The sequence below is a fragment of the Nocardia coffeae genome (genome assembly GCF_019890715.1).
Taxonomy (GTDB): domain Bacteria; phylum Actinomycetota; class Actinomycetes; order Mycobacteriales; family Mycobacteriaceae; genus Nocardia; species Nocardia jiangxiensis.
In genome coordinates, this window is sequence record NZ_JAINZY010000007.1 from 239,642 (window position 1) to 262,911 (window position 23,270).

Here is a 23,270-nt window from a genome sequence, read left to right on the forward strand (position 1 = left end):
TTCGCCGTGCGTGCGGGTGTGCCCGATCAGCTCTGCGTGCGGGGCCTGCGAGCGGTGACCGGTTCGGCCAGGCGCTCCTCGTCGCAGAGGCGCTGCAGCGCGACCAGGGTCTCGTCGAGTCCCGCGCCCAGGCGCTGTCCCGGGGTGAACGTCGCGGGCAGATGCCGCATGCCCTGGATGACGCCGATGGTGTCGTAGTGCATCGTGCCCTCGGCATCGCACCGGAAGTCGGGCATCCGGTCCAGGACCGCCAGCAGCATTCGCTTGAACACCATGCGCGCCATATTCGAACCGATACAGCGGTGCACCCCCAGCCCGAAGCTGTAGTGCCGGTTGCCCCGCCGCTCGAGATCGACCTCGTGCGGATTGTGGAACACCCGGGGATCGCGATTGGCCATCGCCCAGGACAGCCACAGTCGCTCGCCTTCGACGAATCGCTTACCCGCCACCTCGCAGTCCTCGGCTATGGTGCGGCCGTCGCCGGGTGCGGGGGTGAAGTAGCGCAGGAATTCCTCGGTTGCCGAGTCGAGCATGAGATCCCGCTCGCGGCTGAGCAATTCGCGTTGATCGGGATGCTCGGACAACCACTCCAGCGAATGCGCGGTGAGTGCGGTGGTGGTGTCGAAACCGCCGCCGATGATCAGCGCGAGCATGCCGATGGCGTCCATATCGGAGATCGGCTCGCCGGACAGGGTGGACCGGGCCACCGCATCGATCAGCCCCGGGCGCGGATTCTGCTTGATCCGAAGGTAATTGGTGAGCAGATCCATGCCCATGGCCTGGTTCATCTCGCCGACCCGCCCGTTGTCCGGGGAATCGGGCGGGGTGTAGACCGAGGCGTGCGCCGGTTCGTTGTAGATGGTCCAGTTGTCCAGCGGGATGCCCATCATCGCCAGGGTGAGCACGGCGGGAACGATATTGGCCAGATCGTCGACGAAGTCGATCCGTCCCGATTCGATCTTCTCGTCGATACTGGCGCGGATCACCTCGTCCGCCAACGGAATCCAGCGTTGCACCGCGGCGGGGGACAGGTAGGGGTTGAGCGCGGCGCGCAGTTCGGTCTGCTCGGGCGGGTCCATCTCCAGGATTCCCGAGCGCCTGGCCACTCCGCGTTCGGGCGTGGGGATTGTGATCCCCTGGTAGCCGCGACGTTCCCCCGCGGGGTCGTGATCGTTGGAAGTGTACGGGCAGCGGGCCAGTTCGAAGACCTCCCGATTGCCCGCGGCGACCCAGTGCCCGCCGTAGGTCTCGGTCCAGGCGATCGGGCAGCTGTCCTGCATCTGCTCGGTGATCGCGGTGAACTGCTCGCGGTAGTGCGGGGTGTGCCGGTCGAAATGGAAGATCGGCCGTCTGCGCTCGGCAGCGTTGTCCACGCTCATGGTGGTTCCCTACTCGGTGATCGCGATCGCGCGCTCGGGGCAGGAGCGCACGGCCTCGCGCACGTTCTCCTCCTGATCGGTCGGGACGTCCTCGCTCACCGGTGAGGAGTGACCGTCGATCTCACTGAGCTCGAACATCTTCGGGGCGATCATCGAGCAGAGGGTGTGTCCCTGGCAGCGATCGGCGTCGACATGAACCTTCACGATATTTCTTCCCTTCAAGTGTGGTAGCCGTACCACTCGAGACAGCCGTCGGCCGCGCCTGCTCGCTCGCGGTCAGGTGTTGCGTCCGCCGTTGACGCCGAGGATCTGCCCGGTGATGTATCCGGCGTCCTCGGAGATCAGGAACGAGCAGGCCGCGGCGATGTCGGCGGGCTTGCCGACGCGGCGTACGGGGGTGCGCTGGATGTGTTCCTCGATGGTGCCGCCCAGCAGTCCCTTCTCCTCCGAGCGGCGCAGCATGGGGGTGTCGATGAAGCCCGGCGGGACGGCGTTGACCGTGATCCCGTACGGACCCAGTTCCAGCGCAAGGGATTTGGTGAGCCCGTTGAGACCGGACTTGGCCGCGACGTAGGCCGACATGAACGGCTGGCCGGAGTGGGTGCTCGAGGAGGAGATGTTCACCACCCGGCCCCAGTTCGCGGACATCATGTCCGGCAGCACCCCCTGCACGGTGTGGAACACCCCGTGCAGGTTGACGTCGATGATCTGTTTCCATTCCTCGAAGCTGAGGTTCTGGAACCGCCGGTACTTCTCCACGCCGGCCGCGTTCACCAGGACCGTCACCGGGCCCAGCTTCTCGCGGACGTCGGTCAGGGCGGCGGTGACCTGGTCGGGATCGCTGACGTCGGCCCGATAGGCGAAATCGTCGTCGGCGGCCGGGTTCAGGTCGAGGGTGGCGACGTGCAGGCCGTCGGCGCGCAGGCGCTCGGCGATGCCGAGACCGATACCGGACGCGCCGCCGGTGACTACGGCGGTTTTCACGAAAGAATCTCCCTTCCGAATGCTGAGAACGGTACTCTCGCGCTGAACGGGTGCGCAAGGTTTCCGCGGTGGCGGAACCGAGTGGTGACCGGGCGTTCCGGGCTGGAGTGTTTGCCAGGTCATCGATTGTTGCTACAGTCCGCTGGAGAAGAATGTATCATTCTCCATTAAAGAGAATGTAATTTTCACGCGCAGCTAGGAGACGCGATGTCAGCGCAACAACAGGAGGCGGGCGTCACCCGACGGCTGCTCATCGATGGGCAATTGGTCGAGACCGAGCGCACGCTCGACTCGCTCAACCCCGCGACGGGGCAGGTGTACGGGTACGCGCCCGAGGCCGGTATCGCCGAGACCGATGCGGCCGTGGCCGCGGCGCGGCGCGCGTTCGACACCACGACCTGGTCCACCGACCACGCCTTCCGGGCGCGCTGCCTCGATCAGCTCTACACGGCGCTGCGGGACAACGTGGAGGAGCTGCGGGAGCTGACCATCGCCGAGGTCGGCGCGACTCGCCAGCTCACGCACGCCAATCAGCTCGAGGTTCCGTTCGAGATCGTCCGGTATTACGCGGATCTGCTGCCGAAGTACTCCTTCAGCGACGACATCGGCGAGATCGAATTCCGCGGACGTCCGCATCGGCGCTGGGTGGAGCGCGAGGCCGGGGGCGTCGTCTCCGCCATCGCGGCCTACAACTACCCGCATCAGCTGGCCCTGGCCAAGCTCGCGCCGGCGCTCGCGGCCGGATGTACGGTGGTGCTCAAGGGCGGGCCCGACACTCCGCTCGCGACCCTGGCTCTGGGCGAGATCATCGCCCAGCACACCGATATTCCCGCGGGCGTGGTGAATGTGCTTGCCTCCTCGGATGTTTCGGTGGGCGAGCGGATGACCACCCATCCGGACGTGGACGTGGTCACCTTCACCGGTTCGACCCCCGTCGGACGCAAGATCATGGCCGGCGCGGCGGGCACGCTCAAGCGGGTGTTCCTCGAACTCGGCGGCAAATCGGCGGCGATTCTGCTGGACGACGCCGACTACAAGTCCGCCGCGATGTTCGCGGCGTTCAGCATCGTCAGCCATGCCGGTCAGGGGTGCGCGCTGACCTCTCGGCTGCTGGTCCAGCGCAAGGACCACGACGCGGTCGTGGAACAGGTGGCCAACTTCATGGGCATGGTGAAGTACGGCGATCCGGGTGATCCCAAGACCATCATGGGCCCGCTGATCAGCGAACGTCAGCGCGAGAAGGTCGACGGTCTGGTGCAGCGCGCGGTCGAGGCCGGGGCGAAGCTGATCACCGGCGGCGAGAAGGTCGATCCGGGCTACTTCTACAAGCCCACGCTGCTGGCCGGGGTCGACCCCGACAGCGAGATCGCGCAGGAGGAGGTCTTCGGGCCGGTCCTGGCGGTGATCCCGTACGAGGACGACGACGATGCGGTGCGCATCGCGAACAATTCGATCTACGGGTTGTCCGGCGGCGTGTTCAGCGCCGACGAAGCACGTGCGCTCGCGGTGGCGCGGCGCATTCGCACCGGAACCATGAGTATCAACGGCGGCAATTACTTCGGCGCCGACGCGCCCTTCGGCGGGTACAAGCAGTCCGGCATCGGCCGCGAGATGGGAGTTGCGGGTATGGAGGAGTTCCTGGAGACCAAGACCTTCGCGGCGGCGTCGGCATGAGCGGGCCGTTGGAAGGGATTCGCGTCCTCGAGGTCGCCATGTACGGCTTCGTGCCCTCGGCGGGCGCGGTGCTGTCCGACTGGGGCGCGGACGTGATCAAGGTCGAGCACGCGGTCACCGGCGACCCGCAGCGCGGGCTGCGGCAGATCGGGCAGTTCAAGGTCGAGGGCGATCCGAATCCCAATGTGGAGCATGCCAATCGGGGTAAGCGCAGCATCGGCGTGGACATGTCGGTGCCCGAGGGGCGGGAGGTGATCCACGAGCTGGCCAAGACCGCCGATGTGTTCCTGACCAGCTTCCTGCCGCAGCACCGCCGCAAGTTCGGCATCGATGTGGACGACATCCGCGCGGTGAATCCGACCATCGTCTACGCCCGCGGCAGCGGCCTGGGCCCGCGCGGCGCCGAGGCGGACAAGGGCGGCTACGACATGACCGCCTACTGGTGCCGCGGCAGTGTCGCGGCGACCATCACCCCGCCCGATGTGGACGGGTTGATCGGCCCGCCCGGTCCGGCTTTCGGGGACACCATCTCCGGGACGAACCTGGCCGGCGGCATCGCCGCGGCGTTGTTCAAGCGCGAGCGCACGGGGGAGACCTCGGTGGTGGACGTCTCGCTGCTCAGCAGTGGTCTGTGGTCGATGGGGCACACCATCGCCCTGTCGGCGCACGTCGGCGAGCCGCTGCAGGCCGGGCCGACCGGGGCGCACGGCTCACCGGCGAATCCGCTCTCGGGGCTGTACGCCACCAAGGACGGCCGGTATCTGTCCCTGGTGATGTTGCAGCCGGGCAAGTTCTGGGCAGACGTGTGCCGCCACATCGACCGGCCGGAGCTGGCCGATGATCCGCGGTTCGCCGACGCGGCCTCGATCGCGGCCAATACCCCTGCGGCCGTGGAGATTCTGCGCGAGGTGATCGGCACGCGCACGCTCGCGGAGTGGACCGAGCGGTTCGGCACCCTGTCCGGCCCGTGGGCCCCGGTGCAGGACGCGTTGCAGGTGCTCGCGGATCCGCAGGTGCGGGCCAACGAGTACATTCGCGAAGCTGGTGAGCTGCAACTGGTTTCGAGTCCGGTGCAATTCGACCTGACCCCGCCGCAGCTGCGGCCCGGCCCGGAGTTCGCCGCGCAGACCGACGAGGTGCTGCAGGATCTGGGCCTGGACTGGGACCGCATCATCGCACTCAAGTCCGCGGGCGCGGTCACGTAATTCGCTGGAGTACCAATGCCGTTCATCGCATCGCTGGGGACGTATCTGCCGTGCTGGGGCGCACCGCGCCACCGGGTACCCGGATCGGACGAGGACGCGGTCACCCTCGCCGTGGAGGCCGGGCGCGCGGCCCTGTACGACGCCGGTCCGGTGGAACGGGTCGTGGTGGTCAGCCGGGATCTGCCGCTGGTAGGCAGCAGTAACGCCGCGGTCCTGCTGGCCGGGCTGGGCCTGGATCCTGAGCTGGAGGTGATCGAGCGGCTCGGCGGCGCGCCCGCCACCCTCGACGCCCTGAGCTCCGCGCGCTCGCGCACGCTGATCATCGGCGTGGATCTGGATCCCGCCGGTGCGGCGGCGGTCCTGGTCTCCGATCACGGCCTGCAGATCCGCATCGCCGCCCGGGTGGCGCGGAGTCTGCCGGTGCGCACCCGCAATGCGATCGGCACGGTGCACGACTACGGCGATCCCCGGCTGCTGCACGAGCGCGGACTGGTGGCCTCGCTGGCGGCGGCCTGGCTGGATACCCCCGCGGCGGTGGCCGGGGTCGGCGACAAACAGGCCGCGGACCTGTGCCGCTCGGTTCCGCCCCCGCTGCCGACCCTGGGGGCCAGTGCGAGCCTGTTCGCGCTGGCGGCCATGGTCGATTGGGGCACAACGGGTTTGCTGGTCGGCGTGGAACAGGCCGGGCTGTCCGGGCTCACGGTCGTCGGCGGCGATGCCGCGGTGCACCGGCGCGAACCGGCGGCCCGGGACCTGCCGCCGAGTGATCTGGTGCCCGGTTCGGAGATTCCCATCTCGCTGGCCGCCTACGAGCGGGCCTTCGAGGCGAAGGTGCGCTGGGAGGCCGGAAAACATTCCGGCAGTGACGAACTGGACTTTCCGCCGCGTTATCGAATCGGCGAGGACGGCGCGCTGAGTACCGAGTACACCCTGGTGCCGCTGCCGCGCACCGGCACCGTCTACACCGAATGCACTGTCGCGGTTCCGGTTCCGGGCCTGCCCACGCCCTACACGCTGGTCATCGTGGAACTCGACGACGTCGGCGTGCGGGCGTTGGCGAAGGTCACCGGCACCGATCCGGGCACGGTGGCGATCGGCGATCGCGGGCGGATGGTGCTGCGGCGCGTGGCGGTGCGATCCGGGGTGCCCGATTACGGTTACGCATTCGATCCGGAGGTCCTGCCATGAGACGGGTGGCCATCGTCGGCGCGGGGATGACCCCGTTCGCCGAGCATTTCGCGTTGGGTATCAAGGATCTGGTGCCGATGGCGTTCGCCGAATGCCTCGGCGGAGTGGACCGGGGGATGTGCAAGACCGATGTGCAGGCCGCCTGGTTCGGCGCGATGGGCAATACCGACGGCTTCCCGGCCGGCATCCTCGCCGATGCGCTGGGCATGCCGGACCTGCCGGTGACCCGGGTCGAGAACTCCTGTGCCACAGGCAATGACGCCGTGCGCAACGCGCTGTTCGGCATCGCCTCGGGCGCCTGCGACGTGGCGCTGGTGGTCGGCGCGGACAAACTGCGCGAGACCGCGCAGAAGGACATGCTGTGGGAGTGGGAGGCGATGGCCCGCGATATGGCGTGGGACTATCCGCTGGGCCTGATCGCGCCCGCCGGATTCGCCCTGCACGTCTCGCGCTACCTGCACGAATCGCCCGCCACCCGGGAGCATCTGGCCATGGTGGCGGTGAAGAACCACCGGCACGGCATGCGTAATCCCAAGGCGCGCCTGCAGTTCGAGATCACCATGGAGCAGGCGCTGGACGCGCCGATGGTGGCGGGCCCGTTCGGGGTGTACGACTGCGCGCCGCAGAGCGACGGCGCGGCGGCGCTGCTGCTGGCCGCCGAGGACGTCGTGGACCGCTACACCTCCCGGCCGGTGTGGATTCGCGGCGTCGGACTGGGCCTGGATTCGGTGATGCACCAGCACAAGCAGGATATGACGACGTTTCCCGCGACGGTGCGCGCGGCCCGCGCGGCATTCACCATGGCGGGGCTGTCCCCGCGCGATGTGGATGTCGCCGAGGTGCACGACTTCTTCACCGGCATCGAGCTGATCAGTTACGAGGACCTCGGCTTCGCCGAACGTTTCGAGGGGTACAAACTGCTGGAGACCGGCGCGACCAGCGTCGGTGGCACATTGCCGGTGAATCCCAGCGGCGGGCTCAAGACCAAGGGGCATCCGCCGGGTGCGACCGGGGTGGCGCAGTGCGTCGAATTGTTCGAGCAGTTGCGCGGCGAGGCCGCCAATCAGGTCGAGGGTGCGCGAATCGGGTTGGCGCACAACCTCGGCGGGCCGACCGCGGTGTCGGCGGTGACCCTGCTGGAGGGGCCCGGAGTGTGAGATGACCGCAGCACCGGGGCCCGAGGTGGTCGCCCTGATCTCCGGCAGGCCGTCGGTGCGCCGGATCATCCTCGAATGGGCCGCACGATACGTCGGCCGGACCGGCACCGTGCACGTGGTCTGCGACGGTATGCCGGACCCGCTGCTGGCCGGTTCGATCGCGCTGTGCGGTCTCGTGGTGGACGAAGGGTATCGCGAGCACATCGATTTCCACTGCACCGCAACCACTCTCGCCCCACACGGCTGCGGCTGGACCTGGCAGTACGTCGCCCTGGGTGCGGCCGGGCAGGCATTGCGCCGGGCGAAGCTGGCCGGGGTGGTGGCGGTGCTGCCGCGCCGTTCCTCACTGCTGCGACCGGCGTCGATCCGGGTGGTGCGGCCCGAGCGCGGCTGAGCGGCCGACTCGTTTCACTATGCTGTGAAGGCAGAACGACACGAGAGCGGTGAGCCACGAGGAGGCCGGATGAGCGAGGCGGGCGCACCTGTGCGACGCGGGGCCGGTCGGCCGACTCGCGAGCAGGCGGCGGCACGGCAGGAGGAGTTGCTCGACACGGCGCTGGATCTGTTCCTGGAGAACGGATTCGACGTGACGACCGTGGAGATGATCGCGTCCCGGGTGAATATGACCAAACGCACCATCTACGCGCGCTACCCGGACAAGTCCGCGCTGTTCCTGGCGGCGGTGCATCGTGCCGTCGACGGCCAGATCGTGCCGCGCGAGGTGCTCGAGGGATTCGACTCCGGAGATCTCACGCGCACGCTCGAATCGGTCGCCCGGCTGCGGATCGATCAGGTAATGACGCCCAATGGTCTTCGGCTGCAACGGATCATCAACACCGAGGGGTACCGGTTCCCGGAGATCTTCGTGGCCAACTACGAGCGCAGCGCCGGACCGGTGATCGACTTCGTGGCCGGTGTGCTCGATCGGGCGATCACCGACGGCACGATCGCGCCGATCGATACCGATCAGGCCGCACGCGCGTTCATGAGCATGGTGGTCGGCGGGCAGGTCCGCAGTATCGTGGCGGGGCGCCCGCCCAGTGCGGCGCAGCTCGAGGAGCGGGTGGGGTTCACCGTGCGTCTGCTGCTGGACGGGTTGCGCCCGCGCTGAACCGCCGAAGTCAGATCGGTTCCCAGACCTTCATCGTGGTGTGCTCGGGATCGCCCAGGGTGCTCGCCGACATGCGTCCGTCCTTCAGCCGCGCGCCGATCTCCTTGCGCACGGTGTCGATATCGCCGTCGATCTCGTAGATGGCGAGGAATTCGGCCGGCTGTCCCTCGCGGGTCCGCAGCCGGTGGCGCGTACAGGAGCTCACGCCGTCGATGGCGAGCATCTCCGGCACGTGCACGGTGGCGTACCAGGTGTTGTACTCCTCGTCCTTGCCCGCGATGGCGCGGGAGTTCACCAGCATCTTCATCAGGTCCTCCGTTCGGGTGACCGTGCGGTCCAGGTGCGCGCCGACGGTCTTGTCTCGGTGACGAAACATCATTATCGTATTTAGAGAATCACATTTCCACCACTGTTGCGCCAGTGCTGCGACCAACGATGCGGGAGATCTCATGGAGAACCACACGAATGCGGCCCACGACACCTCGGCGGCAGATGAATCACTGGTCGAAGGCGTCTCGATCGATGGCATGTGCGGTGTGTACTGACGCGCGCCGACATCCGTCGTCAGCGGACGGGGCAGCGAAAGGCGTTGTACTGCAAGTGATCGTGTGGGAGAGGACAGCGTCATGGCACGTCCGTACGGGAAGGTGAACTCCGGGGAGCATCGCCGGGTGGCGCTGGTGACCGGCGCGGCGCGGGGGATCGGCGCGGCCACCGTGCTGGAGCTGGCCGATCGGGGCTGGTCGGTGCTGGCGGTGGACGTCGCGAGCGACGATCCGGTGCTGCCGTATCCGATGGGCAGCAAGAGTGAGCTGGTGGCGGTGGCGACCGAGGCCAGCAGTCGGGTCAGCCGGGTCGGCGCGGTGCGGCCGTTCGTCGCCGATGTGCGCGATCCGGAGGCATTGCGCGCCGCGGTCGCCGAGGCGGTCGAGACCTGGGGCGGATTGGATGCGGCGATCGCGGTGGCCGGGGTCATCGCGGGCGGAGAGCCGTTGTGGGAGATGCCGGTCGAGCGCGAGCGCGCCGTCATGGACATCTGCCTGGGCGGGGTGATGAACCTGGCCCGCGCGGCGATTCCGGCGCTGCTCGCGCGTCCGGCGCCGCGCACCGGACGTTTCCTGGCCGTCGCCTCGGCCGCGGCCACCAAGGGGCTGCCGCAGCTGGCGGCGTACTGTGCCGCGAAAGCCGGTGTGACAGGGCTGATCCGGGCGCTGGGCGCGGAACTGGGTGGTACCGGGGTCAGCGCCAATGCGGTGAGTCCGGGATCCACCGACACCGAGGTCCTGGCCGAGACCGCGCGGATCTACCACCTGCCCGACGCGATGCGTTTCGGCGGGCAGCAGCCGGTCGGCCGGCTGCTGGATCCGGCCGAGATCGCCTCGGTGCTGGCCTTTCTCGCCGGTCCGGACAGTAGCGCGATGACCGGTGCGGTCGTGCCGGTGGACGGCGGCCTGGCGCTGTGACCGAGTGGTTCCTGTTTCTCCCGCAGATCCGCATGGGTGTGGCCGATATCGTCGAGCGCGCCCGAGCCGCGGAGGCCGCCGGATTCGACGGGACGGCGTTCATCGATCATCTGCTCGCACCCGGCGCCGAGCAGCAGCCGCTGTGGGAGGCCATGACGGTGGCCACCTGGGTTGCCGCGCGGACCGAACGGCTGAAGATCGGTCATCTGGTGCTGTGCGATGCGTTCCGGCATCCGGCGGTGCTGGCCAAACAGGCGGTCACGTTGCAGGAGGCGTCCGGGGGACGTTTCGAGCTCGGGCTGGGCGCGGGCTCGGTGCCGGGGGAGCTCACCGGATTCGACATCACCCGGGACAAGGCCGTAGCCCGGCGGGCGCGGCTCGGGCGCACACTCGAACTGCTGCAACAGTATTGGGGTGAACCCGGTTCGGACGGACCTGTCCAGCCGCCACGTCCGAGCACGCCGATTCCGATTCTCATCGGCGGTTCGAGCGACCCGGTGCTCGAGCTGGTGCGTCGTCATGCGACGTGGTGGAATCTGCCCGTCTCGCACCTGGATCGGCTGGAATCGCTGAAATCCGAGGTTGGTTCGGCGCGGGTCTCGGTGCAGCAGATGGTCGGATTCGTCGGGCGTGAGGGCGATGCCGATCAGGTGCGTGCGCAGAGTGAGCGCCGATTCGGTTATCTCGGTGCGGGTTTGGTCGTCGGCGATGCCGCGCGGCTCGCCGAGCACTTCGCGGAGCTGACCGCGCGCGGAGTCGAGCGGTTCTACGTGTGGTTCGCCGATTTCGCGGCGCCGCGGACACTTGCCGAGTTCGGCGAGACGGTCATCGGCGATCCCCGCTTCGGGTCCGCGGTTTCCTAGACCCCGGCGGGCGGCGATTACGCTGGTGCACCACGAAATCCCCTGACCACCAACGTCATTCGTGTCATCAGCTCACTTCAGCTGGTCCTTGACCACCTTGCCCGTGGCGTTCATCGGCAGCGCGGTCCGGAACTCCAGCGACCGCGGCACCTTGAACCCGGCCATCCGGTCCCGGCTCCAGCGCAGCAACTCCTGTTCTGTCGCAGCGTCTTTCAACACCACGAACGCCTTGCCCACCTGCCCGAGCCGCTCATCGGGCACCCCGATCACCGCCACCTGCGCCACGGCCGGATGCTCCAGCAGGAAACCCTCGATCTCGGCCGGGTAGGCGTTGAAACCGCCGACGATGAACATGTCCTTCTTGCGGCCGACGATGCGCAGCCGCCCATCCGGATCGAGTTCGCCCAGATCCCCGGTGTGCAGCCAGCCGTCGGGATCGATGGCCGCCGCCGTGGCGTCGGGATCGTCGAGATAGCCCTGCATGACCGAATATCCGCGAACCAGGACCTCTCCGTCGTCGCCGAGATCGATCTCGATGCCGTCGCAGGCCGTGCCCGCGGTGGTGGCGATCTGCTCGAAGGTGTCGCCCGGTCGCGAGGCGGTGACGGTACCGGCCTCGGTCAGCCCGTAACCGGTCATGATGGATCCGAACGGCAGTTCCTCGCGCATCCGGCGAACCAGTTCGACCGGAATGTCGGCCGCGCCGGTGACCGCCGCACGCAGCGAGGACAGATCGTGCCCGCTGCCCTGTGCCTGTAGCAGCGAGTGGTAGAGGGTCGGCGGGCCGGGCAGCATCGTCACGCGTTCGCGCTCGATGAGATCCAGCACGGCGGGCATGTCGAGTACCCGCACCGGCAGCATCGTCGCGCCGCGGGTCAGCGAGGCGACCAGTCCGGCCTTGTAGCCGAAGGTGTGGAAGAACGGATTGACCAGCAGATACCGGTCGCCCTCCCGCAGATCGGCCAGATCGCACCATTCGGCGTACAGCCGCAGCGTCTGACGGTGATTCATCATGACGCCCTTGGGCTTTCCGGTCGTGCCGGAGGTGTAGATCACATCCGCCACGTCGGTGCCGAGCATCTCGGCCTCGAAAGGCTTTCCGCTGGAAAGGAATTCCGAGGCCAGATCGATCACCGGCACCTCCGCGGTGTACTCCCTGTCCAGAAATCCCTGTTCCGCCAGCACCATTCGGGCGCCGCTGCGGCGGATCACGTCGGCGGCCTCGGCGGCGGTGAACCGGGTGTTCACCGGGACCAGCACCGCGCCCGCGGTGAGCACGCCGAAGGCCGCGACGATCCACTGCGCCGAATTGGGCGCCCAGATCGCGACGCGCTCACCCTTCGCGATCCCCGCCGCCGCGAATGCGCCCGCGGCGCGGCGCACCCGATCGGCGAGTTCGGCGAAACTCCAGCGCAGCGGGCCGTCGACGACCGCTTCGGCCGAACCGAAGCGGTCGCCCGCGCTCAGCACCAGCTGCGCAAGGGTGTCGCAATCATTGCTCATACGCTGTGCCTTCCGGGCGCATGAGCGGGGCCCTGCGTGGTGACGCTCCGCTGCCGCCGCTGTGTCGGATCGCGGTGCTCCCGGGTCGCTCCGTGGTTACGCAGGCTGCCGCCTCCGCTCCTGCCGCTCGCACCGCGCGCCAGACCGCTCATACGCCCAGCAGCCGAGCCAGGTTGCCGCCCATGATCTTCGCCTGGTCCGCCTCGGGGAGGTGGCCGAGCATGTCGGCGAAGTGGGTCGGTTCGGCCAGGCCCTCGGGATGCGGGTAGTCCGAACCGAACAGCACCCGGTCCACACCGACCAGATCGATCAGATCGGTGACGCCCTCCTCGTAGAAGGGGCTGACGTGGATGCTCTTCTTGATCGCGGCGACCGGATCCTGCATGCCGAAGCCCTCGGGGGCCTTCTTGTAGACGTCGGCGAGGGTCTCGAGCAGCGGCTTGAGCCAGGCCGAGCCGTTCTCGATGACGGCGATCTTCAGCTTCGGATAACGGAACAGCGCGCCGTGGCAGACCCAGGAGGCGACGGTGTCCTGTACCGGCCGCCACTCGTTGACCATCCGGAAGGCGTTGGTCACGAACGGCAGCATCTCGCTGCTGTTGCCCTCCCATTCGGCGTCGAAGCGGGAGTAGCCGCTGTCCGAGGAGTGCATCGCCACGAGAATGTCGTGATCGACCACGCGCTGCCAGAACGGATCGAACTCCGGCAGTGCGAACGAGCGCGGGCCCTCGAGGCCGGGCACCGGCGCGGGACGCACCAGAATCGCCTTGGCGCCGTTGGCGACCACCCAGTCGAGTTCCTCGATCGCCTTGTCCACGAACGGCAGGGTGATCACCGGCGTGGTGAAGATGCGGTCCTCGTAGTTGAACTTCCAGACGTCCAGCAGCCATTCGTTCAGGGCGTGCACGACCGCGACGATCAGCTTCGGATCGTCCCGCATACGCTCCTCGACGAGGCTGGCCAGCGTCGGGAACATCAGCGAGCGCTGCACCCCGAGCTCGTCCATCAGCTTCAGCCGGGCTCCGGGCTCCCGGAAGGCCGGGATCGACTTCATCGACTTGCCGAAGATCTCCCGGCGGCTCTTGCCCTCGGGATTGCCGTTCTTGAAGTAGTCCTCCATCGCGCCGGGCCGCGCGACCACCTCGAAGGTGGGGTTGGGGATGTAGTCGCTGATCTGGCCGCGTACGGCAATCTTGGTGCGCCCGTTGACATTCACGTACTGGATCGCGTTCTTGTACCGGTCGGGCAGGTACTTGGTCAGCGACTCTTCGGTCTCGTAGAGGTGGTTGTCGGCGTCGAACAGCGGGTACGGCAAGGTCCGCACTGGCATGAGATCCTCCTTCGCTTGTTGGGAGAATCTTATTCTCATAAGCGATGCATCGCAATCGCTTGGTCGAGACCTGTGTGTGAGAGCTGGGGTTCAGTCGACCCCGACGGCGACTTCCGCTTCGGCGGGGGCCGGGGTCACGCGGGCCTTGCGTCCGGGAGCCCAGGCGCCCAGCGCCACCGCGACCACCAGGGTGGCCGCACCCAGCACCGTTGTGGCCTGGTGCAATCCGTGTACGAAGGCCGCCTCGGCCATATCGGCGAGCGGTTGCGCCTGCGGCCCGATCCGGTTGGTGACCTCGAGCGCGCCCGCGAGCGAGCCGGACACCGGCCCGCGTAGCTGCTCCGGAATGAGCGGAATCACACCCGCGATGCGGTTGCTGTACCCCGCCGCCAGGATGCTGCCCGCCAGCGCGATGCCGATCGCCGCGCCCACCTCACGCGCCGCATCGTTCACCGCGGCGGCGACGCCGTGCTTGTCCGGCGGTGCGTCGTTGACGATGGCCGCCGTCGCCGGGGCCGCCGACAGACCCAGTCCGGTGCTCATGATCAGCAGCGGCCAGAGCAGATCGACGAACGTGCTGTGCACCCCCAGGTGTCCGAGCGCGAGCAGGCCGATGCCGACGATCGCCAGGCCGCTGGCGGTCGGCAGGCGCAGCCCGTAGCGTTCGGCGAGCCACGGCGCGATCAGCGCCAACCCGACCATCGGCACGATCATCGGGGCCATCGCCACCGCCGACATCAGCGGCTGGTACCCCAGGATCAGCTGCATGTACTGCACGATCAGCATGAACAGGCCGAACGACACCATGAACTGCAGTGCGACAGAAGCGGTTCCGGTGCCGAATCCGCGCCGCGCCAGCAGTCGCACATCCAGCAGCGGATGTGTGACGCGCAGTTCGATCACCGCGAATCCCGCGCCCACCACCACCGCGCCGATCGCCGCGCCGATGACGATCGGCGAGGTCCAACCGCGTTGCGGCGCTTCGAGTGCGGCGATCACCGCCAGCGCCACCGCACCCGCCCCGGTCAGCGCGCCCCAGGGATCGAAGGACGGCCGCGAGGAGTCGCGCGATTCCGGGACGGTGCCGGTGGCGATCGTCAGCACGCCGCCGATGGCGGCCATCGCGATCATGATGGACTTCCACGAGAAGTTCGCCAGCAGCAGTCCCGAGCCGAGAATGCCCACGATCGCCCCGACGCCCACCGTGCCCGCCCAGATGCCCACCGCGACGTTGCGTCGCTCGCGGGGCAGTCCGGCGGTGAGGATCGACAGTGTGGAGGGCATCACGAACGCGGCCCCGGCCCCGGCGACCGCGCGTGCCGCGATCAGCCAGATCGGTCCGTGCGCGACCAGCGGCACGATCGAGGCGACGGTGAACACCGCCAGCCCGCCCAGTAACATCAGTCGTCGGCCGAAGCGGTCGCCGAGGGCTCCGGCGGGCAGCACCAGACAGGCCAGGGCCAGGGTGTACCCGTCGATGATCCAGGTGAGTTGTCCTTGGGTCGCACCGGTTTCGGTCGCGATGTGCGGCAGCGCGGTGTACAGCGCGGCCATCGCCGCGACGACCAGCGCCACGGACAGACAGGACAGCAGCACGACCCATCGCATTCTTGCGGACATCTGCGTCACCGGGTGGTCCATGGTTGTCTCCCAAGAAACGAAACTATGAGTATCGCTACGCAACTACCAGTATCATAGTGCCGTCACCGGCGACAGACCTTCCCCGAGGAGCATGCTTAGTCCATGGCCATGAGCAGTACCGATGGTCGTCCGTACCACGACGACGATGTCGATCCACGCAAGGTGCGCTCGCGGACTCGCCTGCTCGACGCCGCCACCGCGCTACTGGAGTCCGGTGGACTCGACGCGGTGACCATCGACGGCGTCACGCGGCTGTCGCATGTCGCCCGCACGACCCTGTACCGGCACTTCGACAATGTGGTGCAGCTGCGCGCCGCCACCCTCGAACGCATGCTGCCGCCGGTGGTGCAGGTCCCGGTCGAGGGCACGCTGCGCGAACGCCTGATCGAACTGGTCACCCGGCAGGCCGACGTGATCAACGACGCCCCCATGCACCTGACCACCCTGGCCTGGCTCGCCACCGCCGAACGCGACGAGGCCGCCGGCGCCCGCGTCGGCTCGCTGCGTCACCGCCTGATCGAGCAGTACCGCAAGCCTTTCGACGAACTGTTCGAGGCCCCGGAAGCTCGTGCACTGCTCGCGGGCCGCGAACTGGCCGCGGTCCTGGCGCAGCTCATCGGGCCGATCATCTTCCCCCGTCTCACCGGCATCGGCTACGCCACCCGTGCCGACTGCACCCGAATAGTCGACGACTTCCTCGCTGCCACAGCGGCTTCCGGCGAATAGCCTGCGGCCTCGGCCCGATCGCGCGGTGGCGGCTCACTCCTCGAGACGGCGATTGGTCGCGGCCAGCTGGCGATCGGTGGCAGTGGCGAGCCGTTCGACCAGGCCGGTGTCGAGGCGGCCGCACGGATGGTCCCAGTGCAGCGCGATATGGTCGCCGATCGCGATATCGGCGACGGATTCGTCTGCCGGAGCGGTCATCTCGACCACGCGCGGGATCTCCTCGGACAGGAACAGCTGCCCGCCGTCCCAGCGCAGGCGGCGGGCGCGGACCGTGAGGGTCGAGCCGTTCCGCTCGCAGACCCGCGCCGGGGTGATCCGGCAGCTGTCCAGGATCCGGAGCGGTAGCTCGTCCGGGCCACGTCCCAGCAGACGGGTCCACGGGTAGATGCCGAAGACGTGGAAGCTGTGGTCCGCGGCGGCCTCGTCGGACAGATCCGCGGTGAGGTGCTGCCAGTATCCGCCCGCCATCGGGCCGATGAGCGTGAGCAGATTCGACAGGAAGGCCGCGGGATCCACATCGGCACCGATACCCCCACCGAGCCAATAGGATTCGACCAGCCGGACGTCCAGCGGGTCGGTGATTCCGGTCATCCGCGACAGCACCCGCAGATACGGCCAGGCTCCGGTGAATCGGGTTGCCAGCTCGCGGATCTCGGCATCGGTCCCGCCGGCCATCGCCGCCGCGTCCGGGGGACCGCAGTAGCCCAGGGCATTGGGAGCGTAGGCGTAGCGCGCGAACAGCCGCGGCCCGCTGACCGCGGTCACGACGGGGACCTGGGGATCAGCTCGTCGCCGCGCCTTCGGCCCAGCGCGGTGTACCGCCACAGGGCCAGGGCCAGCAGCCACGTCCCGAGGAACAGGGCCACCAGGACGATGCCCATCGAACCCAGATCGAGATTGCCGATCCAGGCCAGCGGCCCGGAGGTGATGTCGAGTCGCTCGGCCAGGATGGAGATGATCTCCTGTGCGCCGATGAGCAGCGCGACGGTGACCGACAGCCCGGTCATCACCAGGTTGTAGTAGATCTTGCGGACCGGTTCGGCGAAGGCCCAGCCGTAGGCGAAGTTCATGTACGCGCCGTCGAGCGAGTCGAACAGCGTCATGCCCGCCGAGAACAGCAGGGGCAGAACGATGATCGCGTACCAGGGCACGCCGGTGGTCGCCGCGCCTCCGGCCAGCACCAGCAGGCTCACCTCGGTGACGGTGTCGAATCCCAGACCGAACAGCAGCCCGACCGGATACATCTGCCCCGGCGCGCGGACCGCGCGCAACAGCGGCGCGAGCACCCGGTTGACCGCGCCCCGCGACTGCAGTCGCCGTTCGAGTTCGCGCTCGTCGTAGCAGCCGCGCCGGGCGGTGCCGAACACCCGGCCGATGCCGATGAGCGACACCAGATTCAGCAGGCCCAGCAGGATGAGGAAGGTGCCCGACACCCCGGTGCCGACGACCCCGGTCCACCGTTGCAGGCCCGAATTCCGGTCCTCGATACCGTGCGCCAGCGCCCGCACGCCCAGGCCGAGCGCCAGCACCATGACGAATACCACCGTGGAATGTCCCAGGGAGAACCAGAATCCGACCGACAGCGGCTTCCTGTTCTCGGCCACCAGTTTCCGGGTGACGTTGTCGATCGCGGCGATGTGGTCGGCGTCGAAGGCGTGCCGGATGCCCAGCGTATAAGCGGTGACGCCCAAGCCGATTCCGAAGACCGTGGTACCGGCCGTGTAGTGACCCGGCACGACGAGGGTGAGCAGCACGCCCCAGCCCGCCAGATGCAGCGCCAGCACGACGCACGTCATCAGCGTCACGCTACGTCGTTGCGCCCGAGTGGATTTCGACCATATCCGGGTGAGCGCGGCCGAGATCGCCGGGCGCGTCCCTGCTTTTGCCTGTCGCATCGCCTCGCCGGTGATCGCTCAACAGATCCGCGGCAGTTGTTCACCGGCGGGAAGGTCCACCACGCGCGTCCCGCCCAATGCGGTCCGTGCGACAACCATACCCGGATGGTCCTCGACACAGACCCCGATCGCCTGTGCCCGCGCGCCCAGTGGATGCGCCCGCATCGCCTCGAGTGCGCGATCGGCGTCCTGCGGGGCGAGGAAGGCGACCAGCTTTCCCTCGTTCGCGACGTACAGCGGATCCAGGCCGAGCAGACCGCAGGCGTCGCGCACCGAATCGGGAATCGGCAGTGCGCGTTCGTCCAGTCGCACACCGACATTCGCCTGCGCGGCGATCTCGTTGAGCGAGGCCGCCACACCGCCGCGGGTGGGGTCACGCAGGACGTGCACATCCGCGCCGGTGGCCAGCATGTCGGCGACCAGACCGTTCAGGGGTGCGGTGTCGCTGCGCACGGTGGTGCCGAATTCCAGGCCCTCGCGGCAACTCATCACCGCGATCCCGTGCACGCCGATATCGCCGCTGATCACCACGACGTCACCGGGCCGCGCCCGATGCGGGCCGATGTCCACGCCCTCGGGGACCAGGCCGATTCCGGCGGTGTTGACGAATATCCCGTCACCGTGCCCGGCGTCGACGACCTTGGTGTCGCCGGTGACCAGCTTCACCTCCGCGGCAGCTGCTGCGGTGCCGAGAGATTGTGCGACACGGGCGATCTCGGCCAGTTCGGTGCCCTCCTCGAGGATGAAGGCGGTGGACAGGACCAGCGGGCGCGCGCCCATCATCGCCAGATCGTTGACGGTGCCGTTGACCGCCAGTTCGCCGATGGTGCCGCCGGGGAACGTCAGCGGCTTCACCACGAACGAATCGGTCGAGAACGCCAGGCGGACACCGCCCACCTCGATCACCGCCGCATCGCCGAGAGCGGCGTCGGCGGCCGCGCCGAACGCGGGCAGGAACAGGTGCTCGATCAATTCGCCCGACATCGCGCCACCGCCGCCGTGCGCCATCACGATCGTCGGCGAATCCCGCAGCGGCAGTGGGCATACCCAACTCCCGGCATCGAATCCCGGTGGCGAGGAGGGGTTCGCGGCCTGGTCAAGCATGGGCCACCTCCGCGGGCTGATCCAGCCGCCGGTACAGGTAGTAGGCGGCGCACGCGCCCTCGGAGGAGACCATGGTGGCGCCCAACGGATTACGCGGCGTGCACTTCGTGCCGAAGGCCGCGCACTCGGTCGGCTTGATCAGGCCCTGCAGCACCTCACCGGACCGGCAGATCGAGGATTCGTCGGTGTGCACGTCGGTCACGCTGAACCGGTGTTCGGCGTCGTAGTCGCGATACCGCTCGGACAGTCGCCAGCCGCTGCGCGGAATCACGCCGATACCGCGCCAGCCTCGGTCGGTGACCTCGAACACGTCCTCGAGCATCGCCTTGGCCGCCGGATTGCCCTGCGCCGGAACCGCACGCGGGTAGGCGTTCTCGACCTCGTGCCTGCCCTGCTCCAGCTGCATCACCGCGCGACGGATGCCCTCGAGGATGTCCAGCGGCTCGAATCCGGTGACCACCATGGGAACTCGGTACTTCTCCGCCAGGGGCGGATACTCCGCGGTCCCCATCACCGAGCAGACGTGTCCGGCGGCCAGGAAGCCCTGCACCCGGCAGTCGGGCGATTCCATGATCGCGGCGATCGCCGGCGGGACCAGCACGTGCGAGACCAGCAGCGAGAAGTTCTCGATACCCAGGCGCTGGGCCTGGTACACCGTCATCGCGTTGGCCGGGGCGGTGGTTTCGAATCCGATGCCGAAGAACACCACCTGCCGGTCGGGGTTCTCCCTGGCGATGGTGAGCGCGTCCAGCGGCGAATACACCACGCGCACATCGCCGCCCTTGCTCTTGACCCGGAACAGATCCTCGGAACTGCCCGGCACGCGCAGCATGTCGCCGAAGGAGCAGAAGATCACATTCGGGCGCGCGGCGATCTCGAGCGCCTTGTCGATGATCTCCAGCGGGGTGACGCAGACCGGGCAGCCGGGCCCGTGGATCATCTCGATCTGATCCGGCAGCAGCTGGTCGATGCCGTGCCGGATGATCGAATGCGTCTGGCCCCCACAGACTTCCATGATCGCCCAGCGGCGGGTGGTGGTGGCGCGAATGCGTTCGAGCAGATGGTGGGCCAGCTCGGGATCGCTGAATTCGTCCAGGTATTTCATCATTTCACCTCGTTGTCGTGGGCGGGCTGGGACGGCGCGGTCGGGTCGGGCAGACCGGACTGGCGGGCCGCGATGGCGAACCCGTCGCCGAATTCCTCGTTCAGCACACCCAGATGCTGGAATTCGGCCAGGGTCTTGAGGGCCGATTCCTCGTCCAGCCGCTGGATGGCGAATCCGACATGGACGACGACGTAGTCGCCGACGGCCGCGTCCGGGATGTACTGCAGGCAGACGTCTTTATGGACTCCGCCGAAATCGACCACCGACATCAGGGTCTGGTCGCGCTCGTAGAGTTCGAGCACCTTCCCCGGGACTGCCAGGCACATGATCGGTTCCTACCTTTCGCTCATCCGGCTCCGGCAGCGAGCAACTGTCCGAAGGCCAGGCCGCCGTCGTTGGGTGGCACCCTGTGGTGGGTGATGACGTGAAATCCGTTCTCCTGCAGGCGACGACGCGCGAGTGACAACAGCAGAGCGTTCTGGAACACCCCGCCGGACAGGGCTACCGGGACGCCCGGTTCGCCGAATCGGCACGCCGCGTCCAGGATCAACTCCGCCACCGCCGCATGGAATCGCGCGCCGATCAGCCCGGCTCCGGCTCCGGCGAGCACGTCGGCGACCACCGCGGCCACAAGAGATGCGGGACAGATGCGGGCGACCCCGTCGGCATCCGGGTCGCTGATCTCGAAGCGGTAGGCGTGCTCGGGTGCGACATCGCGGGCCAGGCCCTCGAGTTCGATGGCGGCCTGCGCCTCGTAGTCGACGCGGTGCCGCACACCGGCCAGCGAGGACACCGCGTCGAACAGCCGCCCCATACTCGAGGTCGGCACGCAGCCCAGTCCGGTCCTCAACTGGTGCAACAGGATCCGGCGTTCCGCGGGCGGGCAGACGGCGACCGATCCGATCCCCTCGGACCAGTCGATCCCGGCGGCATACAGGTGTGCCAGCGCCATCCGGTAGGGCCGGTGCACGCTGGTGTCACCGCCCGGCAGCGGAACGTACGCCAGGTGCGCGAGGCGGCGGAAACCCTTGTACCCCGCGGCGAGTATCTCCCCGCCCCAGATCGCTCCGTCGGCGCCGAATCCCGTGCCGTCGAAGGCGATTCCGGTGACCGTCGCGGAGCCGGGCAGGCCGTGCTCGCCCATCACCGCCGCGATGTGCGCGTGATGGTGCTGCACCGAGGACACCGACCGCTCGCCCGCGGTGCGGTGCGCCCACGCACTCGAGCGATACCCGGGGTGGGCGTCGGCGGCCAGCTGTCGCGGCCGGACCCCGGTCAGTTGCTCGAGATGCGCCTCGGCGGCCTCGAACGCGCGCAGGGTGGCCAGATCGTCCATATCGCCGATGTGCTGACTCAGCCACGCGTACCGCCCGTCGGCGAGCGCGCAGGTGTTCTTCACATCCGCGCCGACCGCGACGGTGGGTTCGACGGGCATCGGCAGTGCCAGTGGCAGCGGCGCGTATCCGCGCGAACGACGGATCGGCAACTCCTCGCCGTCGACGAGCCGGACCACCGAATCGTCGCAGGGCACCAGAATGCGCCGGTTGTGTCCGAGGACCGCGTCCGCGAGCTCCGTGAGCCGGTGCGCGGCATCGTCGTCCGTGTAGCAGATCGGCTCGCCGCCGAGATTGGCCGAGGTCATCACCAGCACGTCCGGACCGGGCGGATCGCCGGGCAGCCCGAACAGCAGCAGATGCAGCGGCGTGTAGGCCAGCATGACGCCGAGATCGCGATTGCCCGGAGCCACCGATGCGGCGACGGGGCGGGTTCCGCGCGGCAGCAACAGGATCGGACGTTGCGGCGCGGTCAGGATCTCGGCCGCATCATCGTCGAGTTCGGCGATCGCGCCTGCGGTGGCCGGATCGGCGACCATGACGGCGAAAGGTTTGTCGCCGCGCCGTTTCCGGGCGCGCAGCAGTGCCACGGCGTCCTCGTTGTCGGCGTCGCACGCCAGGTGATACCCGCCGATCCCCTTCACCGCCAGAATTCCACCCTCGCGCAGCAGCTTTCGTGCCGCAGCGAGCGGATCGTCGCTCCCGGCAGCGGAATAGGTGAGGCTCGGGCCGCAGTCCGGGCAGGCGATCGGCTGGGCGTGGAAGCGGCGGTCGGCCGGATCGTGATATTCCCGCGCACACCGCTCGCACATCGCGAAATCCGCCATCGAGGTCCGGTCGCGGTCGTACGGCAGGCTCGCGATGATGGTGAACCGGGGGCCGCAGTTGGTGCAGTTGATGAACGGGTGACGGTACCGGCGATCGTCCGGATCGGTCAGTTCCCGGGCGCAGTCCGCGCAGATCGCGACATCGGGGGAGGCCAGCGTGCGGCCGCTGCCCCGGGTGGTTCCGGCGATCTGGAATCCGGTTCCGCCGCGCACCGGCAGCTCGGTGCGTTCGATCGACTCGATCACCGCCAACGGCGGCGGCCGGTGCCGCAGGCGTTCGGTGAACTCGCGCAGCGCGGCGGGTGCGCCTTCGATATCGATCGTCACTCCGGCACTGTCGTTGGCGACGCTGCCGGTCAAGGCGAGTTCGGCGGCCGTGCTGTAGACGAACGGCCGGAATCCGACGCCCTGTACGACGCCGCGCACCAGCAACCGGCAGCGACCGCGGTCGGCGCTCACGACTGCACCTCGCCGGCGCTCGGCTCCGTCGTGCCCGCCGGGCGCTGCGCCCATGGTTCGCTCCGCTGCGCTCCGCTCACGGACTGCTCGCCCCGGCCCATCAGCTCCAGGCCCGCCAGCGCCCGGCGCGCCCCCGCCTCGTCGGTCCGTTCGACCGCCAGGCCCATGTGGATGATGACCCACTCCCCGGCCTGCACCGGATCATCCTGGAGCAGGCCGATATTCACCTTCCGCTGCTCGCCGGAGACGTCGACCAGGGCCAGCTGCCGGTTGTAACCCTCGATGATCCGCACGACACGTCCGGGGATCCCGAGACACATGC

The 23,270-nt window shown here is 68.4% G+C and carries 24 protein-coding genes; 10 read left to right on the forward strand and 14 right to left on the reverse strand.

The window, feature by feature from the left end:
- Window positions 1-26 precede the first annotated feature (26 nt).
- The 3 genes from K7711_RS25710 to K7711_RS25720 form a co-directional block, all read right to left on the reverse strand.
- Entirely contained in the window at window positions 27-1,379 is a 1,353-nt protein-coding gene (locus K7711_RS25710) for a cytochrome P450 (protein ID WP_222972012.1), read from the reverse strand.
- A gap of 9 nt (window positions 1,380-1,388) precedes the next feature.
- Complete coding sequence (locus K7711_RS25715) at window positions 1,389-1,583, reverse strand: ferredoxin (RefSeq protein WP_040825581.1); 195 nt, start codon at window positions 1,581-1,583, stop codon at window positions 1,389-1,391.
- Window positions 1,584-1,655: 72 nt separating this feature from the next.
- Window positions 1,656-2,363: an SDR family NAD(P)-dependent oxidoreductase gene (locus K7711_RS25720; protein WP_222972013.1), complete on the reverse strand. Its 708-nt coding sequence runs from the start codon at window positions 2,361-2,363 to the stop codon at window positions 1,656-1,658.
- 207 nt (window positions 2,364-2,570) lie between these two features.
- On the opposite strand from K7711_RS25720, the gene K7711_RS25725 reads away from it, so the two are divergent.
- From K7711_RS25725 to K7711_RS25750, 6 genes are all read left to right on the forward strand, one after another.
- Window positions 2,571-4,037: an aldehyde dehydrogenase family protein gene (locus K7711_RS25725; protein WP_222972014.1), complete on the forward strand. Its 1,467-nt coding sequence runs from the start codon at window positions 2,571-2,573 to the stop codon at window positions 4,035-4,037.
- The gene (locus tag K7711_RS25730) at window positions 4,034-5,242 is read left to right on the forward strand and encodes a CaiB/BaiF CoA transferase family protein (protein ID WP_222972015.1); all 1,209 of its coding nucleotides are present in this window, start codon (window positions 4,034-4,036) and stop codon (window positions 5,240-5,242) included. Before K7711_RS25725 ends, K7711_RS25730 begins: the two co-directional genes overlap by 4 nt.
- A 15-nt stretch (window positions 5,243-5,257) precedes the next feature.
- Window positions 5,258-6,430: an OB-fold domain-containing protein gene (locus K7711_RS25735; RefSeq protein WP_222972016.1), complete on the forward strand. Its 1,173-nt coding sequence runs from the start codon at window positions 5,258-5,260 to the stop codon at window positions 6,428-6,430.
- Entirely contained in the window at window positions 6,427-7,587 is a 1,161-nt protein-coding gene (locus K7711_RS25740) for a thiolase C-terminal domain-containing protein (protein ID WP_222972017.1), read from the forward strand. Before K7711_RS25735 ends, K7711_RS25740 begins: the two co-directional genes overlap by 4 nt.
- A 1-nt stretch (window position 7,588) precedes the next feature.
- On the forward strand, window positions 7,589-7,981 hold the full coding sequence (locus K7711_RS25745) for a hypothetical protein (RefSeq protein ID WP_222972018.1): 393 nt from the start codon (window positions 7,589-7,591) through the stop codon (window positions 7,979-7,981).
- A gap of 69 nt (window positions 7,982-8,050) precedes the next feature.
- Window positions 8,051-8,698, forward strand: a complete 648-nt coding sequence (locus K7711_RS25750) for a TetR/AcrR family transcriptional regulator (RefSeq protein ID WP_235747762.1) — start codon at window positions 8,051-8,053, stop codon at window positions 8,696-8,698.
- A gap of 10 nt (window positions 8,699-8,708) precedes the next feature.
- Here the strand turns inward: K7711_RS25750 and K7711_RS25755 are convergent, their stop codons facing one another.
- On the reverse strand, window positions 8,709-9,077 hold the full coding sequence (locus K7711_RS25755) for a DUF4286 family protein (protein ID WP_222972019.1): 369 nt from the start codon (window positions 9,075-9,077) through the stop codon (window positions 8,709-8,711).
- Window positions 9,078-9,147: 70 nt separating this feature from the next.
- On the opposite strand from K7711_RS25755, the gene mftA reads away from it, so the two are divergent.
- The 3 genes from mftA (at window position 9,148) to K7711_RS25770 (ending at window position 11,024) form a co-directional block, all read left to right on the forward strand.
- Window positions 9,148-9,243: a mycofactocin precursor MftA gene (gene mftA, locus K7711_RS25760; protein WP_222972020.1), complete on the forward strand. Its 96-nt coding sequence runs from the start codon at window positions 9,148-9,150 to the stop codon at window positions 9,241-9,243.
- Between the two features lie 81 nt (window positions 9,244-9,324).
- Window positions 9,325-10,161: a mycofactocin-coupled SDR family oxidoreductase gene (locus K7711_RS25765; RefSeq protein WP_222972021.1), complete on the forward strand. Its 837-nt coding sequence runs from the start codon at window positions 9,325-9,327 to the stop codon at window positions 10,159-10,161.
- Complete coding sequence (locus K7711_RS25770) at window positions 10,158-11,024, forward strand: LLM class flavin-dependent oxidoreductase (RefSeq protein WP_222972022.1); 867 nt, start codon at window positions 10,158-10,160, stop codon at window positions 11,022-11,024. Before K7711_RS25765 ends, K7711_RS25770 begins: the two co-directional genes overlap by 4 nt.
- A 72-nt stretch (window positions 11,025-11,096) precedes the next feature.
- Here K7711_RS25770 and K7711_RS25775 read toward each other — a convergent pair whose 3' ends face one another.
- From K7711_RS25775 to K7711_RS25785, 3 genes are all read right to left on the reverse strand, one after another.
- Window positions 11,097-12,527 carry a FadD3 family acyl-CoA ligase gene (locus tag K7711_RS25775; RefSeq protein WP_222972023.1) on the reverse strand — a complete coding sequence of 477 codons (1,431 nt, stop codon included), beginning with the start codon at window positions 12,525-12,527 and terminating at the stop codon, window positions 11,097-11,099.
- A 148-nt stretch (window positions 12,528-12,675) separates the two neighbouring features.
- Window positions 12,676-13,857, reverse strand: a complete 1,182-nt coding sequence (locus K7711_RS25780; protein ID WP_222972024.1) for an amidohydrolase family protein — start codon at window positions 13,855-13,857, stop codon at window positions 12,676-12,678.
- 90 nt (window positions 13,858-13,947) lie between these two features.
- On the reverse strand, window positions 13,948-15,498 hold the full coding sequence (locus K7711_RS25785; protein ID WP_235747763.1) for an MFS transporter: 1,551 nt from the start codon (window positions 15,496-15,498) through the stop codon (window positions 13,948-13,950).
- 102 nt (window positions 15,499-15,600) lie between these two features.
- Between K7711_RS25785 and K7711_RS25790 the strand changes: the two genes are divergently transcribed.
- The gene (locus K7711_RS25790; protein ID WP_235747764.1) at window positions 15,601-16,224 is read left to right on the forward strand and encodes a TetR/AcrR family transcriptional regulator; all 624 of its coding nucleotides are present in this window, start codon (window positions 15,601-15,603) and stop codon (window positions 16,222-16,224) included.
- A gap of 33 nt (window positions 16,225-16,257) precedes the next feature.
- Here the strand turns inward: K7711_RS25790 and K7711_RS25795 are convergent, their stop codons facing one another.
- Genes K7711_RS25795 through K7711_RS25825 form a run of 7 tightly spaced genes read right to left on the reverse strand, consistent with a single transcriptional unit; the run spans window position 16,258 to window position 23,268 of the window.
- A complete protein-coding gene (locus K7711_RS25795) occupies window positions 16,258-16,989 on the reverse strand; it encodes a DUF6390 family protein (RefSeq protein WP_308014940.1) in 732 nt (243 codons plus the stop codon).
- Complete coding sequence (gene nicT / locus K7711_RS25800; RefSeq protein WP_222972025.1) at window positions 16,986-18,119, reverse strand: Nickel transporter NicT; 1,134 nt, start codon at window positions 18,117-18,119, stop codon at window positions 16,986-16,988. The genes K7711_RS25795 and nicT overlap by 4 nt, the downstream gene beginning before the upstream one ends.
- Window positions 18,120-18,137: 18 nt before the next feature.
- Window positions 18,138-19,223 (reverse strand): hydrogenase expression/formation protein HypE, encoded by a 1,086-nt coding sequence (gene hypE, locus K7711_RS25805; protein WP_222972026.1) that lies wholly within the window; start codon window positions 19,221-19,223, stop codon window positions 18,138-18,140.
- On the reverse strand, window positions 19,216-20,328 hold the full coding sequence (gene hypD, locus K7711_RS25810; protein WP_222972027.1) for a hydrogenase formation protein HypD: 1,113 nt from the start codon (window positions 20,326-20,328) through the stop codon (window positions 19,216-19,218). The genes hypE and hypD overlap by 8 nt, the downstream gene beginning before the upstream one ends.
- Entirely contained in the window at window positions 20,328-20,654 is a 327-nt protein-coding gene (locus K7711_RS25815; RefSeq protein WP_222972028.1) for a HypC/HybG/HupF family hydrogenase formation chaperone, read from the reverse strand. The genes hypD and K7711_RS25815 overlap by 1 nt, the downstream gene beginning before the upstream one ends.
- A gap of 20 nt (window positions 20,655-20,674) precedes the next feature.
- Window positions 20,675-22,948, reverse strand: a complete 2,274-nt coding sequence (hypF, locus tag K7711_RS25820; RefSeq protein WP_308014941.1) for a carbamoyltransferase HypF — start codon at window positions 22,946-22,948, stop codon at window positions 20,675-20,677.
- On the reverse strand, window positions 22,945-23,268 hold the full coding sequence (locus K7711_RS25825; protein WP_222972030.1) for a HypC/HybG/HupF family hydrogenase formation chaperone: 324 nt from the start codon (window positions 23,266-23,268) through the stop codon (window positions 22,945-22,947). Before K7711_RS25825 ends, hypF begins: the two co-directional genes overlap by 4 nt.
- Between the last annotated feature and the right edge of the window lie 2 nt (window positions 23,269-23,270).

Coding starts and splice junctions, on each gene's coding strand:
- K7711_RS25710 (WP_222972012.1), bottom strand. CDS start 1,379: ATGAGCGTGGACAACGCTGCCGAGCGCAGACGGCCGATCTTCCATTTC.
- K7711_RS25725 (WP_222972014.1), top strand. CDS start 2,571: ATGTCAGCGCAACAACAGGAGGCGGGCGTCACCCGACGGCTGCTCATC.
- K7711_RS25730 (WP_222972015.1), top strand. CDS start 4,034: ATGAGCGGGCCGTTGGAAGGGATTCGCGTCCTCGAGGTCGCCATGTAC.
- K7711_RS25735 (WP_222972016.1), top strand. CDS start 5,258: ATGCCGTTCATCGCATCGCTGGGGACGTATCTGCCGTGCTGGGGCGCA.
- K7711_RS25740 (WP_222972017.1), top strand. CDS start 6,427: ATGAGACGGGTGGCCATCGTCGGCGCGGGGATGACCCCGTTCGCCGAG.
- K7711_RS25745 (WP_222972018.1), top strand. CDS start 7,589: ATGACCGCAGCACCGGGGCCCGAGGTGGTCGCCCTGATCTCCGGCAGG.
- K7711_RS25750 (WP_235747762.1), top strand. CDS start 8,051: ATGAGCGAGGCGGGCGCACCTGTGCGACGCGGGGCCGGTCGGCCGACT.
- K7711_RS25755 (WP_222972019.1), bottom strand. CDS start 9,077: ATGATGTTTCGTCACCGAGACAAGACCGTCGGCGCGCACCTGGACCGC.
- mftA (WP_222972020.1), top strand. CDS start 9,148: ATGGAGAACCACACGAATGCGGCCCACGACACCTCGGCGGCAGATGAA.
- K7711_RS25765 (WP_222972021.1), top strand. CDS start 9,325: ATGGCACGTCCGTACGGGAAGGTGAACTCCGGGGAGCATCGCCGGGTG.
- K7711_RS25775 (WP_222972023.1), bottom strand. CDS start 12,527: ATGAGCAATGATTGCGACACCCTTGCGCAGCTGGTGCTGAGCGCGGGC.
- K7711_RS25780 (WP_222972024.1), bottom strand. CDS start 13,857: ATGCCAGTGCGGACCTTGCCGTACCCGCTGTTCGACGCCGACAACCAC.
- K7711_RS25785 (WP_235747763.1), bottom strand. CDS start 15,498: ATGGACCACCCGGTGACGCAGATGTCCGCAAGAATGCGATGGGTCGTG.
- K7711_RS25790 (WP_235747764.1), top strand. CDS start 15,601: ATGGCCATGAGCAGTACCGATGGTCGTCCGTACCACGACGACGATGTC.
- nicT (WP_222972025.1), bottom strand. CDS start 18,119: ATGCGACAGGCAAAAGCAGGGACGCGCCCGGCGATCTCGGCCGCGCTC.
- hypE (WP_222972026.1), bottom strand. CDS start 19,223: ATGCTTGACCAGGCCGCGAACCCCTCCTCGCCACCGGGATTCGATGCC.
- hypD (WP_222972027.1), bottom strand. CDS start 20,328: ATGAAATACCTGGACGAATTCAGCGATCCCGAGCTGGCCCACCATCTG.
- K7711_RS25815 (WP_222972028.1), bottom strand. CDS start 20,654: ATGTGCCTGGCAGTCCCGGGGAAGGTGCTCGAACTCTACGAGCGCGAC.
- K7711_RS25825 (WP_222972030.1), bottom strand. CDS start 23,268: ATGTGTCTCGGGATCCCCGGACGTGTCGTGCGGATCATCGAGGGTTAC.